The 13849-nt window shown below is 67.7% G+C and carries 13 protein-coding genes; 2 read left to right on the forward strand and 11 right to left on the reverse strand.

Annotated elements, in window-relative coordinates; genetic code table 11:
- Nucleotides 1-104: 104 nt before the first annotated feature.
- The 7 genes from mdcH to mdcA are packed head-to-tail and all read right to left on the reverse strand — an operon-like array spanning nucleotide 105 to nucleotide 6096.
- Complete coding sequence (gene mdcH / locus EGM71_RS05555; protein ID WP_188488315.1) at nucleotides 105-1025, reverse strand: malonate decarboxylase subunit epsilon; 921 nt, start codon at nucleotides 1023-1025, stop codon at nucleotides 105-107.
- Nucleotides 1022-1879 (reverse strand): triphosphoribosyl-dephospho-CoA synthase MdcB, encoded by an 858-nt coding sequence (gene mdcB, locus EGM71_RS05560; RefSeq protein WP_188488318.1) that lies wholly within the window; start codon nucleotides 1877-1879, stop codon nucleotides 1022-1024. Before mdcB ends, mdcH begins: the two co-directional genes overlap by 4 nt.
- Nucleotides 1876-2517, reverse strand: a complete 642-nt coding sequence (mdcG, locus tag EGM71_RS05565; protein WP_188488320.1) for a malonate decarboxylase holo-[acyl-carrier-protein] synthase — start codon at nucleotides 2515-2517, stop codon at nucleotides 1876-1878. Before mdcG ends, mdcB begins: the two co-directional genes overlap by 4 nt.
- On the reverse strand, nucleotides 2510-3220 hold the full coding sequence (gene mdcE / locus EGM71_RS05570) for a biotin-independent malonate decarboxylase subunit gamma (protein ID WP_188488322.1): 711 nt from the start codon (nucleotides 3218-3220) through the stop codon (nucleotides 2510-2512). The genes mdcG and mdcE overlap by 8 nt, the downstream gene beginning before the upstream one ends.
- The gene (locus EGM71_RS05575) at nucleotides 3217-4125 is read right to left on the reverse strand and encodes a biotin-independent malonate decarboxylase subunit beta (RefSeq protein ID WP_188488324.1); all 909 of its coding nucleotides are present in this window, start codon (nucleotides 4123-4125) and stop codon (nucleotides 3217-3219) included. Before EGM71_RS05575 ends, mdcE begins: the two co-directional genes overlap by 4 nt.
- Entirely contained in the window at nucleotides 4122-4442 is a 321-nt protein-coding gene (gene mdcC / locus EGM71_RS05580) for a malonate decarboxylase acyl carrier protein (RefSeq protein WP_188488326.1), read from the reverse strand. Before mdcC ends, EGM71_RS05575 begins: the two co-directional genes overlap by 4 nt.
- Before the next feature lie 10 nt (nucleotides 4443-4452).
- On the reverse strand, nucleotides 4453-6096 hold the full coding sequence (gene mdcA, locus EGM71_RS05585; RefSeq protein ID WP_188488328.1) for a malonate decarboxylase subunit alpha: 1644 nt from the start codon (nucleotides 6094-6096) through the stop codon (nucleotides 4453-4455).
- A 223-nt stretch (nucleotides 6097-6319) separates the two neighbouring features.
- Here mdcA and EGM71_RS05590 point away from each other — a divergent pair, with 223 nt between their 5' ends.
- Nucleotides 6320-6769, forward strand: coding sequence for a hypothetical protein (locus EGM71_RS05590; protein ID WP_188488330.1), 450 nt, complete (start codon nucleotides 6320-6322; stop codon nucleotides 6767-6769).
- 292 nt (nucleotides 6770-7061) lie between these two features.
- Here EGM71_RS05590 and EGM71_RS05595 read toward each other — a convergent pair whose 3' ends face one another.
- The 4 genes from EGM71_RS05595 to EGM71_RS05610 form a co-directional block, all read right to left on the reverse strand.
- The gene (locus EGM71_RS05595) at nucleotides 7062-9257 is read right to left on the reverse strand and encodes a TonB-dependent siderophore receptor (protein WP_188488332.1); all 2196 of its coding nucleotides are present in this window, start codon (nucleotides 9255-9257) and stop codon (nucleotides 7062-7064) included.
- A gap of 356 nt (nucleotides 9258-9613) precedes the next feature.
- A complete protein-coding gene (mqo, locus tag EGM71_RS05600) occupies nucleotides 9614-11314 on the reverse strand; it encodes a malate dehydrogenase (quinone) (protein WP_188488334.1) in 1701 nt (566 codons plus the stop codon).
- Between the two features lie 192 nt (nucleotides 11315-11506).
- On the reverse strand, nucleotides 11507-11953 hold the full coding sequence (locus EGM71_RS05605) for a GNAT family N-acetyltransferase (RefSeq protein WP_188488336.1): 447 nt from the start codon (nucleotides 11951-11953) through the stop codon (nucleotides 11507-11509).
- 185 nt (nucleotides 11954-12138) lie between these two features.
- Nucleotides 12139-13044, reverse strand: coding sequence for a LysR family transcriptional regulator ArgP (locus EGM71_RS05610; RefSeq protein ID WP_006424060.1), 906 nt, complete (start codon nucleotides 13042-13044; stop codon nucleotides 12139-12141).
- Between the two features lie 137 nt (nucleotides 13045-13181).
- Between EGM71_RS05610 and EGM71_RS05615 the strand changes: the two genes are divergently transcribed.
- Nucleotides 13182-13817 carry a LysE/ArgO family amino acid transporter gene (locus EGM71_RS05615; RefSeq protein WP_005415673.1) on the forward strand — a complete coding sequence of 212 codons (636 nt, stop codon included), beginning with the start codon at nucleotides 13182-13184 and terminating at the stop codon, nucleotides 13815-13817.
- The last annotated feature ends 32 nt before the right edge of the window (nucleotides 13818-13849 follow it).

Below are 13849 nucleotides of genomic sequence, written 5' to 3' on the forward strand. Positions count from 1 at the left end.
GCGCCCTCCCAGACACGTGACTCACGTACAGCGCGGATGGAGACCCGCCATCCCGGGGTAAGGCGACGTACGGCGTGGTGCGTGATACGTACTGCTCGAACCCGTTACTGCAGCCGCTCCAGCGCGCTGCGGACCCAGGCCGCGGCGCCTTCAAGGCTCTGGAACTCTTCCACCGCGCGCACTTCGCAGCACGGATAGGCCGGCGCGACCATGCGCGCCAATGCGTTGCCCGGGCCCAGCTGCAGGAATACCCGCGCGCCACGCTCGAAGGCCTGGCGCATCACCTGCGCCCATTCGATGGTCTGTGCCAGCTGCGCCGACAGCGTGTGCACCACGGCGGCGCGATCCCGCACAGGGCGCGCATCGATGCCGGCCAGCAGCGGCAGGCGCGGCGCCTGCAGCGACGAAGCATCAAGCGCGGTGGCAAACGGTGCCACCGCACTGGCCAGCAGCGGCGTGTGTGCCGGCACATGCACCGGCAACGGGCGGACCTCCGCACCCTGTGCGCGTGCTGGCTCGGCCAGCGCCTGCAGGGACGCCTGCGTACCGCCAACGATGAAATGATCCTGCCCGTTGGCAATGGCCACATGCGCGCCGTGTGCATCGCACAGTGGCTGCAGGGTGTGGCGCTGCAGCCCCAGCACCGCCTGCATGCCCGCATCGGCAGGGCTGGCGGCATCCATCAGCCGCGCGCGCTGTGCGGCCAGGGCCAGGCAGGTTGCGGCGTCGACGCTGCCGGCAACCGAATGCGCGGCCAGTTCACCAATGCTGTAGCCCGCCACGACCACCGGCGCCGGCAGGCCGTCGCGCAGGCCCAGCCAGTGCGCCAGCGTAGCCGCACACAGCAGCGGTTGCGCCAGCACATTGTCGAAGCGCGCTTCGTCGGCAGCGGCCGCGAAGACATCACGGTCCAGTACCGCGCTCGCGGCCTGCAGGACATCGCGGGCCGCGGGCAGATCGCGCACGCGGTCGAACATCGCCGCATGCTGAGCACCTTGGCCGGGGCAGAGCAGGGCAAGGCTCATGCGCCCTCCTGCTGCAGCAGGAACCAGGCGCAGGCCAGCAGGTCGGCACTCCCACCGGGGCTCAGGCGACGGGCGATGAAGCCCTCGCCAAGGACGTGCAGGCGTGCCTGCCAGCCGGGTGCGAACGCGCCGCCCTCGGCCAGGAAACGGTGGGCCTGCTGCTGCGCCCAGCGCAGGCCTTCAGCGCCGCCGCGATGCAGCAGGTTCAGGTCATCCACCTGCGCAACCAGCTGCATCAAGGTCTGGCTCATGGCCGCATCGCGCGCAAGGCCATGGTGCAGGGCGTGGCGCAGGGTGGGTACGGCCAGTTCGCGCAGCAGGGGGTAGCCGGCGGCGGCCTGCTCGCGGACACCCGCGACACCGTGGCGCAGGCGCGCGCGCTGGCCGGGGCTGGATGCATCCAGCGGCGCAGCGGCGAAGTCATCGGCCCAGTGCTGCACGCCAAGACAGACCTGCGCGGCGGGCGGGGCGTGGCCCTGCTGGCGGCGGCAGCGTGCGGCGGCGGCTACCAGCAGGCCCAGGCTGAAGATGGCACCGCGATGGGTATTGATGCCGCCGGTGGCGCGCAGCATCGCGCTCTCGGCGGCAAGGCCGTGCGCGCGCAGGGCGGCGAACGGTGCATCGTCGGCACCGGCGCAGGCAATCGCGGTGAAGTAGTGGCGCAGTGCGAACAGGCTGCGCAGGAACGTGCCGGCATCCATGTCGTGATGGCTGCCGGTATCGAACGGAGTGACCAGGCCTGGCTTCGGTGCCAGCGCCAGTTCCGCATGCAGGCTGGCGACGGCAAGGCGCCCCAGACGCGCGCTGTCGACGCGATGCGCAACCGACCGGGCGGCCTGCGCGAAGGCGTTCATGCGGCGACTCCGGTGGCCACGAACAGCCGTTCGCGGGTTTCCAGCGCAGCACCGTGCAGGCGCTTGACCAGCACCTGGCGGCTACCACCGGCGTACTCGCGCCAGTTCACTGCGCCGCCGTCGGCCAGGCACAGTTCGCCATCGACCCGCCGGCCGTGCTCGGCTTCCCACTGCTGCAGGCGCACCACCAGGGCATCGGCCTGCGCGATGGTGTCGATCCGCCACAGCAGATCGATGTCCGAGCGCGCGTGCACATAGTGCAGTCCAGTGAGGTGCTGCCAGGCAAACGCTCCGAATACGCGTGCCGCTGCGATGTCCTGCAGTGCCTGCAAGGGGCGCTGCCAATCCTGCACAAGGTCGCTTTCCAGTACCGTCTGAAGTGCCGGTGGCGGCGCGGTGCGCAGCACATCGTGTGCCGGCACGCGCAGGGCCAGGCGCAGTTTGCCCTCAGCGGGCGGCAGCGGTACGCCGAGGCGCAGGCGGGGATCGGCATCGTCGGCGGCACGCCGGGCGACGATGGCCGGCAGACCCTGCGCAAACCAGTCGGCCAGGCGCGGCTCATGCGCGGCGATGTCCGCCTGCCAGCGGGCGTGCGCTGACAACCAGACCAGCGTATGGCGGGGCAGCCGCTCAGGCATCGCCCTGGCTCACGGCTGCAGCCACGCGTGCGGCCAGCATGCGACCGCCACGTTCGGCGCCGCGCACGGCACGGCGGTCGCCATCGGCGGGCGTGCGCAGCGCCTGCAGCAGGCATGCGGCCAGGTCGCCGTTCCAGATCGAATCGACCGCGCCCATCGCCACGTAGTTGGCCACGCCCGGTGCGAACACCGGCGAGGTCTGGCTGAGCGCCTGCAGTTTCTCCAATGGCTGCTTGGTCACCCGGGCCATCGCGCGCAGGTCCATCACCCGCACCTGTGCATCGGGCAGGGCGTGGATGTGGTCGGCCATCAAGCCGAACGACAGGAAGCCGCCGCTGACCGACTCGCCATAGACCAGCGTCACCAGCCGCGCACCGCGTCGGCGTGCCAGATCCAGCGTCTGCGCCAGGTGCGCGAAGTAACCGTTGATGCCGAGCAGTTCGTCACGGCGTGCCAGGCGTTGGCCGGCGGTGTCGACCAGCATCACGATCGGACGCTGTGGATGCGCGGCGGTGCTGGCCAGCACGGTTTCGGCCAGGACGAGTGCATGGTCGACGCCGACCTCGACACGGTCGGTGGTGCCGATCACCGTCACTTCGCCATCGACGGTGGTGGCCGTGCCGGTCACTACCGAATCGCGCACGTCGATAGCGTGCCCACGCGGGAACAGCGCGTCGAGAAGGGTCTGCAGCGGTGCACTCATGGCAGGCTCCGGCCATCGGTGGCGGCGAGGAAGGCATCGGTATCCAGCAAGGGCATTCGCTCGGGCTCGGCAATGCCCTGACGGGTCCAGATCTCCAGCCCGTCGCGGCAATCGCCCCAGGCCTGCACGCGTGCCTTCAGCGCGGTGTGGCGGGCCTGCAGGGCGCTCAGTGCGGTGCCGGTATCGCTGCTGGCTGCATCGGGCTGCAGTGCATCGGCGGCGGCGTGGGCGAAGGCGTCGATGGCGTCGGGTACCAGCACCTGGGCCTCGTCGATCAGGTAACGGTGCTTGCCACCGGTCACGCGCCACACCAGCGCGCGATCGCGTGAGTCGAACTCTTCCACGCCACGCACGGTCTCGATCACTTCCGGGCCGGACAGCGACAGGCGCCCCTCTTCGGACATGATGACCGTGGTGCAGCAGCGGGCGACGATGCCCATGCCACCGAAGGCGCCGTTGCCGCTGCCGATCAGGGCGACCACCGGCACGCCGGCAGCGCGTGCGCCCAGCGTGGCGCGCATGATTTCGGAAATCGCGATCAGCCCGGCATTGGCTTCATGCAGGCGCACGCCGCCGGTGTCCAGCAGCAGCAGTACGCCGTCGGGGCGTGTTTCGGCCGCGCGGCGCAGCAGGCCGGTCAGCTTGGCGCCGTGCACCTCGCCCACGCCGCCGCCCATGAACTCACCCTGCTGTGCGGCCAGCAGCACGCGCTTGCCCTGCAGCGTGGCTTCGCCGACCACGATGCCATCATCGAATGCGGCCGGCTGGTCGAGCTGGGCCAGGTGCGGGCTCATCATCCTCCGCGCCGGGCCGAGGAATTCGCGGAACGAACCGGCGTCGACCAGCCCGGCAATGCGCTCGCGTGCATCGGCTTCGTAATAGCTGTGGCGTCGAGCGTGGCTCATGGCGTGCCTCCGGCCAGCAATGTTTCCACCGCCTGGTCCAGGCGCAGGCTGACCACCGCCGGGGTGGCACCGGCGTCGTTGATCGACACGCGTACATCGCGCAGCGGATGGCGATGGGCAAAGTCGGTGATCACTGCCTGCCAGATGCTGCCGAACCCCTGCGCGGCGGTGATGATGCGCACCGTCATCGCACCGTCCAGCGCAGCGGGCTCCAGCAGGATTTCCAGGTTGCCCGAGGCGAGCACGCCTACCAGCACCACATCGCGCGGGAACTGCACGCGGGTGCGGCCGTCGAATCGATAGTCGAGGGTTTCCATGCTCTGTCCCTTACCAGTTGCGGAAGCGCTTGGGCGGGTCGTACAGGCCGCCGGACCAGCGCACCAGGTCCTTCACCGAACGTGCGGCCAGCAGGTCGCGACTGGCATCGCGCGGCGAAATGTCGAGGTCCTCAGGGCGCCGGATCACGCCGCGGTCGCGCAGGTTCTCCACCATCGCGCGGTCGCGGCCCAGGCCAACCGCGGTATAGCCGGAGACGCCGCGGATCGCCTGTTCGCGCTCCTCGGCAGTGCGGCACAGCAGCAGGTTGGCGATGCCTTCCTCGGTGAGCACGTGGCTGACGTCGTCGCCGTAGATCATCACCGGCGGCAGCGGCATGTCCGCGCGCTCGGCAAGTTCCCAGGCATCGAGTCGTTCAACGAAGGCCGGCGCCATGTGTTCGCGGAAGGTTTCCACCATCTGCACCACCAGCTTGCGCCCGCGCGGCATTTCGCCGGGGCGTGCGGCCTGCTGCCCGGCCTTGATCCAGGCATCGCTGGCGTGGCGCCGGCCGCGTGCATCGGAACCCATGTTCGGCGCGCCACCGAAGCCGGCGATGCGGTCACGGGTGGCAGTGGAACTGTTGCCCTGCAGGTCGATCTGCAGGGTGGAGCCGATGAACATGTCACAGGCATACAGGCCGGCGGTCTGCGAGAACGCGCGGTTGGAGCGCATCGAGCCATCGGCACCGGTGAAGAACACATCACTACGCGCGGCGATGTACTTCTCCATGCCCAGTTCCGAACCGAACGAGTGCACCGATCTGACGAAGCCCGATTCGATGGCGGGTATCAGCGCCGGGTGCGGATTGAGCGCCCAGTGCTGGCAGATCTTTCCCTTCAGCCCCAGCGATTCAGCGTAGGTCGGCAGCAGCAGTTCGATGGCGGCGGTGTCGAAGCCGATGCCATGGTTGAGGCGGTTGACGCCGTATTCGGCATAGATACCCTTGATGGCCATCATCGCCATCAGCACCTGGATCTCGGAGATCTGCGCTGGGTCGCGGGTGAACAGCGGCTCGATATGGTTGGGGCGCGGCGCCTGCACCACGAAGTTGACCCAGTCGGCGGGGATATCGACGCGGGGGAGGGTGTCGACGATCTCGTTGACCTGGGCGATGACGATGCCACCTCCGAAGGCGGTGGCTTCGACGATCACCGGGGTGTCTTCGGTATTCGGCCCGGTGTACAGGTTGCCGTGCCGATCTGCGGCCTGTGCTGCGACCAGGGCCACGCGCGGGGTCAGGTCGATGAAGTAGCGGCCGAACAGTTCCAGGTAGGTGTGGATGGCGCCGATCTGGATGCGGCCCTCGGCCACCAGGTTGGCCAGGCGCACCGATTGCGGGCCGGAGAACGAGAAGTCCAGCTTCGAGGCGACGCCGCGCTCGAACACGTCCAGGTGCGAGGGCAGCGACAGCACCGACTGCACCATGTGCAGGTCATGCACGCGGGCGGGGTCGAGGTCGGCCAACGCCTGGGCGAGGAAGTCGGCCTGCTTCTGGTTGTTGCCTTCCAGGCAGACCTTGTCGCCGGGCTCCAGCAGCGCATGCAGCAGTTCGCCCACATCACTGGCGGCAACGTCGCGGCCCCTGGCCCATGGCGCGGCCCGTTGCAGGCGGGCCTGGCGGCTGCGTTCCAACGTGTCCCAGCTCGGGTTCATCGACCGGCTTCCGATTGGCATTGAAATAATTACGGCATAATTATGATGGGTGTGCAATCCGCGCTGCAGCAAATCCGGGACTGGTGATCCACGCCATGCGTGGGTGTGCTGATGGGCGCATTCAGTTTTAGGCTCGGCCTCTGTACGCTTGGTCTCGACGCGGGCGCCGCCCGCCGTCCAGGGAAAGGAGACCCGCATGGATCTACGGACATTGGCCGCCGGCATGGCACGCCTGCGCAGGCTCACCCGCGTAGTGGCCTTCGCACTGCTGGGGCTCCATGTGTTGGGAATGCTGGTGGGGCAATTGGTGAAGGGCGCACCGCCACCGCTGTGGGCATGGGGTCTACCCCTGCTGTTCGCGGGCGTGATCTGGTTCGATGTGCGCCACCTGTTGGCGCGCAGCGATGCAGTGCGCGCGGTCAGCGCTTTCGACCAGGCCAGGGAGAAACTGTCAACGCTGGACGAGGCCGCGCGCGTTGCGCACCTGCTGCGTCTGAAGCGGCGGACGTTGTTGGCCGGCGTGTCATTGATCGCCAGCGTCGTCACGCTGCTGTTCGTCCCCGACGATCACCCGCGTGCGGTTGCCTGGACGTGGCTGTGGCTGTTCGTCAGTGGGTTCATGACGTTCACCTACTGCGGCGGACTCCTGCTGGCGCGCCGCTGGCTGCGGTGAGTCACCGCCGGGAATGGCCCGGCGCCAGCGCCAGGCCATTGAATCCACGCATTTCATGCATCTACCGTGTCGGCCAAGCTCGACACGTACCGACAGCGCCGCACATCTGTCGGAGGCGGGGCACTGCGGGTGTGCGGGGTGTGAGCCGCATGGATGCGGCGACCAAGCCCCCATGGACGGGTTCACGGCGTCCCCGCACACCCACAGTGCCCCGCCGCTACCCAGGAAACCTGCATGTGACCTTGATGTTGCTTCGGCGGGTGCCGGGCGCAGCCCGGCAACCCTGCCTGCCTCAGAACTTCCAGCGCAGGCTGGCCGACACGAAGCGCGGCTCGCCGAAGTTGTTGTAGTCCAGGTTGGCCCAGTAGGTCTTGTCCAGCGCGTTGCGCACGCTCAGCGTCGCGGTCCAGTTGTCGCTGATGCGGTAGTTGGCGTTGAACTGCACCAGTGAGTAGGCCGGCTGGTTCACCGTCACCGTGCCTCCCAGCGGGTAGGCGATGTTGTAGCCCTGCACCTTGCTCTGCCACTGCAGGCCACCGCCGATGCTCAGGCGCTCCAGCGCGCCGCGCAGCTGCAGCTGGGTGTTGAGCTGCAGCAGGTCCTTGGGCGGATTGGCGTACAGCAGGTCGGTGGCGGCGCGGGTCACCTTGACGCGGGTGTAGCCGGCATTGACCGTCCAGCCCGGCAGGATCTCGCCGTTGACGTCCATCTCCCAACCACGTGCCTTGGTGCCGTTGATGCCGATGTAGGCCGAGCTGCCGTCGCTCAGCGTGCCTTCCGGCACGCTCATGTCGCGCACCGCGTAGTTGTCCTGCTTGGCCTCGAACACTGCCGCATTGGCGGTCAGGCGGCCATCGAACCACTGCGTCTTGATGCCCGCTTCCAGGTTCGAGCCCTGCACCGGTGCCAGCAGGTTCTCGTTGCGGTCCTTGTAGTTCTGCGGATTGAAGATCTCGGTGTAGCTGGCATACGCCGAGACGTTCGGGGTGATCTCGTAGACCAGGCCCACGTACGGGGTGACTTCATCGCTCACCTTGTACGCACCGCTGGTGCCGGTATAAGCACCGGCGGCGTTGTACGAGCGGCTGAGCGTTTCCCAGCGGCTCAGGCGTGCACCGGCAATCAGGGACAGCGGCTCGGCCAGGCGCAGGCGGGTGGCCAGATAGACGCCGCTCTGCGTGGTCTTGGCCACGCGACGTGCGCCGGTGCGGGTGTAGGTCACCTCGGAAATGTCGCCGTTCCAGTTGAACACGTTGGGGATGTAGTAGCAGCGCTCACGCCCGCAGGTCGCCCAGTCGCCCGGGAAGTTCAGTGCCACGGTATTGGTGGTGCCTTCCAGGTCCGACCACTGCGCGCCGACGGTGAGATCGTGGTCGCGGCCGAACAGCGGGAAGGTGCCGGTCAGGTAGGCATCGACATTGCGGCGGGTGTCCTTCGAATCACCGGCGGCCGCGCGCAGGTAGATGCCCGAGCCGGTCACCGGGTCCGGGTTGCCGGTGCCGTACAGGCGCACGTTCTGCACGTTGCCGCGGGTGTAGGCGGTGTTGATCTTCAACAGCCAGTTGTCGCCGAAACGCTGCTCCAGGTTGGCGAAGGCGGTGTTGCTCTCGCGCTTCCAGTAGCTCCACTTCGGCGACAGGTTGGTCGAGCGCGCCAGATGGGCGAAGTTGCCCTGGTTGTCGAAGAACGCCACGGTGCCCCAGGTCGAACCGGTGGGGTTGTTGTCCTGGGTCTGGTAGCCGACGGTGACGGTGGTGCTGTCGGTGACATCGCCTTCCAGCACCGCCATGCCGGCCATCTTGTTTTCCTTGTAGCGGTCGTAGTACAGGCCGCGGTCGGTGTAGGCGGCGACCACGCGGCTGCGGAAGCGGCCGTCGGCGGTCAGCGGCGCGGTCACGTCGGCTTCCATGCGGCGGTAGTCCCAGCTGCCGGCGCTGACCGCGAACGACGCATCGAATTCCTTGCCGGGGCGCTTGCGCAGCAGGTTGACCGTGGCCGATGGCACGCCGGCGCCGCTGAGCAGGCCGTTGGCGCCGCGGATCACTTCGATGCGGTCGTAGAAGGCGGTGTCGTATTCCTGGTTGGTGGAGCCGCTGTAGGTGGGAATGCCATCGACCTGGAAGTCGGTGATGGCAAAGCCGCGCGCGTAGTACAGCGGGCGCTGCGTGTCATAGAAGGACACGCTGACGCCGGTCACGTTGCGCATCACATCGTTGATGCTGAACAGTGATTCGTCCTGCAGGCGCTTCAGGATGATCGCGGTGGCCGACTGCGGCGTTTCCTGCAGGGTGATCGGCAGGCGCGTGGTGCTGGCCGGCGGAGCCGACTGCTCGGCACGCACGCTCACCCTGTCCAGGGTTTTGGCATCGGCATCGGCAGCGCCATCGGCGGCGAACGCGCTGGGCGCGGCCAGCAGTGTCAACGACGAAAGCAGGGCGGCCGGCAGCAGCGCGCGGCGGGGCAGGCGGTTACGGAGGGGCAGGGACATGGTGGGCTCGAGGCTCGGAAGCGGGGAAGGGCGGCAACAGTCGTCCAGCACCCGGGGCGGCGGCTTCGGGCACAGCAGGTCCATCTGGGAGGGGCGCGGTCACTGCGCAGGACGCAAATGTAAATAATTCTTAACAACATTACAATTCGCGTCATTGTGCATCGCCTTTCCGGCACTGGGCATCGCCTGGGCCGGGGTCGGATCCCGTTGCTGCAGGCAATGGGCCCTGACCCCACCATCGGCGCCCAGGCGCAGGTCAGGGCCCTCCCGCGCGGGAGGAATCCGACCCGCCCTGCACAAAAACAAACGGCCACCGGAAGGTGGCCGTTCGTCTGCATCGAAAGGAACGCGCAGGCTTACAGCGCCTGCAGTTCCTCGTTGGCGTTGCGCTTTTCCTTGGCCGGCGCCGGAACCGCTGCCGGCACCGCTACCGGAGCGGGCGATGCTGCATTCGCGTCCACCGGCACATCCAGGTACGGCAACTGCAGGGTCTGGCTGGTCAGCGTGCGGATCTCGTTGACCAGCGCGGCGCTGTCGTTGAGCTTGCGCCCGTACGACGGCACGATCTCGCGCAGGCGGGTTTCCCAGCCGGCCTTCATCTGGTCCGGGAAGGCCTTGGCCATCAGGTCCAGCATGATCGGCGGCGAGGTCGACGCACCCGGCGAGGCGCCGAGCAGGGCGGCGATGGTGTGATCCTTGTCGGTCACGATCTCGGTACCGAACTGCAGCACCGGGCCCTTCAGCGGATCACGCTTGATGATCTGCACGCGCTGGCCGGCGGTGACCAGCTTCCAGTCACCCGGCTTGGCATTGGGGAAGTACTTGACCAGCTCGGCCTGGCGGTCGGCATCGTTCAGGCGTGCCTGGCCCATCAGGTACTGCACCAGGTCCAGGTTGTCCTTGCCCACTTCCAGCATCGGGCCGACGTTGTTGTGGTTCACCGACGAATACAGGTCCCACCACGAGCCGTGCTTGAGGAACTTGGTGCTGTACAGCGCGAACGGCCCGAACAGGACCACCGGCTTGCCGTCCAGCTTGCGCGCATCCAGGTGCGGCACCGACATCGGCGGCGAACCGGTCTCGGCCATGCCGTAGGCCTTCACGCCGTGGCGCGAGGTCACGTCCTGGCCCTGGAAGGCGAGGAACTGGCCACCGACCGGGAAGCCGGCGTAGTCCTTCGATTCCGGAATGCCGGACATCTGCAGCAGCTTCAGCGCGGCGCCACCGGCACCGATGAACACGAAGCGGGCGTGGGTGGTGGACTCGGTGCCGGCCTTGAGGTCCTTCACCGTCACGTTCCAGCTCTTGTCGGCGTTCTGCCGCAGCGCGCTCACCTCATGGTTGAGGTGCAGGCTGAAGTTCGGGCTGCGCTGCAGGCCGGTGGTCAGCTGGCGGGTGATCACACCGAAGTTGACGTCGGTGCCCAGCGGCATCCAGGTCGCGGCGACCTTCTGCTTCGGGTCACGGCCTTCCATCAGCAGCGGTGCCCACTGCTTGATCTGTGCCGGATCCTCGGAGTACTGCATGCCGTAGAACAACGGGTTCTTGACCAGAGCCTGCTGGCGCTTGTGCAGGTAGGCGATGTTGTCATCGCCCCAGACGAAGCTCATGTGCGGGGTCGGGTTGATGAAGTCGCTGGGCTGGCTCAGCCGGCCTTCCTTCACCTGGTGCGACCAGAACTGGCGCGAGACCTCGAACGATTCGGCAATGCCGACCGCGCGCTTGGTCTCGATGCTGCCGTCGGGCAGCTCCGGGGTGTAGTTCAGTTCGGCGAAGGCCGAGTGGCCGGTACCGGCATTGTTCCAGCCGTCGGAGCTTTCACCGGCGACGCCGTCGAGGCGTTCGTAGACCTGGATGTTCCAGTCCGGCTGCAGTTCCTGCAGGTAGGTGGCCAGGGTGATGCTCATGATGCCGGCGCCAACCAGCACAACATCGACGGGCTTGTCGTTGCTGGCGGCGGGCACGGAACGCTGGGTCAGCGGCCAGTACAGGAACAGCGCGGCGGCCAGCAACAGCAGCACGAGCAGGGCGAGCAGGGCCTTGCCAAATTTCTTCATGGGGGCGGGATCGTTGGCGGAGGGGAGGAGTTCAGGATGCGCATGGGGCAGGGAAAGGGCGTGAAGAAACAACGCCTTGCAACATCCTGGCGCGATTCTAACCGGTTCCGGTCCTTTTTTGATGCAACGCAGCATCCGACGTTTCGCGGCACCGTCACCAGTAGCGCAGGCTAGGCTTGGCGACGCCTTCAATCAGACCAGCTCAAGGATCTCGTCACCGGCCTCGTCGACCCCGCCGGTCGGGCGCCAGCCCAGGCGGCGGTAGAAGCCATGCGAGCGCGAACGCGGGTCGGCCGAGCAGGCCAGGAACAGCCGCCGGTGGCCGGCATCGCGGGTCAGGCTGACCACTTCCTGCAGCAGCTGGCGGCCGATGCCGCGGCCCTCGTACTCCGGCAGCAGCGCCAGCACCAGCACCTCGCCGCTGTCGCGGTCGGCGAAGCAATAGCCGGCCATGCGCTCCCCATCCCAGGCGACGCGGCCAATCGAATCGCCCTGGGCAATGCCGGCCGCCCAGCTGTCCACGGTGATGCCCAGCCGCGCCAGCTGCTCGGCACTGAAGGCGTTCTCGCGGGTGCGCCCGCGCAGGTCGATGCAGGCGGCGGCATCTTCGGGGCGGGCGTCGCGTACGAACACGGGCATGCCGGACATCCTTGTAGTGATCGGCCCGCCAGTATCCGCATCGCGCATGGACCCGGTGTGTAGGCTCGATGGAGATCCGATGGAGCCCCAAAAAAGGGGACAGAGGGGATTAAGTCGTATTTGCCTTGGATGTCGTACTGGCCTTAAACGACTTAATCCCCTCCGTCCCCTTTTTGCGCTGTGCGTCAGCGCTTGCGCCGGATCAATGCCGAGGAAGCATCCAGCACCGCGCGGGTCAGCAGCGCCATGGTCTGCACGTCGCCCTTCCAGTGCTGCCAGTACAGCGGCACGTCTTCCCATGCGCGCTGGCGCACGTAGACCAGCCGGCCGGCGTCCAGGTGCCGCTTGACCAGCGGCAGCGGGTTCATGGTCCAGCCCATGCCACCGAGGTTGGCCTGCACGAAGGCGCGGGTGGAGGGAATCCACCAGGTCGGCGCGGTGCTGGGCAGGTCGTCGCCGGCCATGCGCCGGGCGAAGCGCGACTGCATTTCGTCCTTGCGGTTGAACACCAGTACCGGCGCCTGTGCCAGCGCCTGCGCGGTCACGCCCTTGGCGAAGTGGCGCTCGCGGAACTCGGGGGTACAGGTGGCGGCGTAGCGGATGCTGCCCAGCGCATGGATCTGGCAGCCCTGCACCGGCTCGTCCAGCGTGGTCACTGCGCCGAGTACCGTGCCTTGGCGCAGCAGCTCCACGGTGTGGTCCTGATCCTCCACGCGCAGGTCCAGGGTGGTGCCGGTGCTCTGTGCGAACTGCGAGGCCGCCTGCGGGAACCAGGTTTCCAGGCTGTCGTGGTTTACCGCCACCGGGATGCTGGCCTGGGGCAGGTCTTCGTCGGCCAGACCCATCCGGTGCAGCGCATCGTGTTCGAGCAGGGCGGTCTGTTCGGCCAGCTGCACCAGCACCTGGCCTTCGGCGGTGGCGGTGGCCGGGGTACCGCGCTTGACCAGCAGGCGCCCGACCCGGTCCTCCAGTGCCTTGACCCGCTGCGAGATGGCCGAGGGCGTGACATTCAGCGACTGCGCGGCGCGGTCGAAGCTGCCTTCGCGGATCACCGCGGCCAGGGCGCGCAGCTGGGCATGGTCGATACGCATCGAATTAAGTTCCGCTAATGTTGGTTTAGGAAGTTTAGCTCGTCTTTTTCATGTTGCGGCGCGACAATGGCGCTCGTTCCGGTGCTGTCCGCCTTCGCGAGGCACCGTCCCCCCAGCAATACAAGGCAGTGAATCCCATGTTCTCGGTCATCTCCGCCAGCACCGGCCTCGGTGCCTGGTTCTCTGGTGCAGCCACCGGCATCGGCCTGTTCGCCGTGGTCGGGGCCCAGAGCGCCTTCATTCTGCGCCAGGGCATCCTGCGCAAGCACATCGTGCCGGTGGTCGCCACCTGCGCGGCCATCGATGCCATCTTCATCTTCGCCAGCGTGGCTGGCCTGCGCACGCTCACCTCGGCGCTGCCGTGGCTGACCACCGCCGTGCTGTGGACCGGTGTCGCGTTCCTGGCCTGGTATGCGATGAAGTCGGCACGCCGTGCGATCGCCGGCGGCGGTGGCATGGGCGAGGCCGACAGCGATGACGGCAGCCGCCGTGCGGTGCTGATGGCTGCGGTCGGCTTCTCGCTGATCAATCCGCACTTCTGGCTGGACATGATGGTGATCGGCTCCATCGCCGAGAACTTCGGCAACGCCCGCATGGCTTTCGCCGCCGGTGTGGTCACCGCCAGCTGCCTGTGGCTGACCGCGCAGGGCCTCGGTGCCCGCCTGCTGGCGCCGCTGTTCACCAAGCCCAGCACCTGGCGCGTGCTCGATGGCACCATCGCCGTGATCCTCAGCATCCTGGCCCTCATGTTGGCGGTGCGCGGGGTCCATTGACCCGGCGCACGCCCCCCGAACCCACGTCCTGA

Origin of the sequence: Stenotrophomonas maltophilia, from assembly GCF_006970445.1 — a bacterium.
Classification (GTDB): Bacteria; Pseudomonadota; Gammaproteobacteria; order Xanthomonadales; family Xanthomonadaceae; genus Stenotrophomonas; species Stenotrophomonas maltophilia_AU.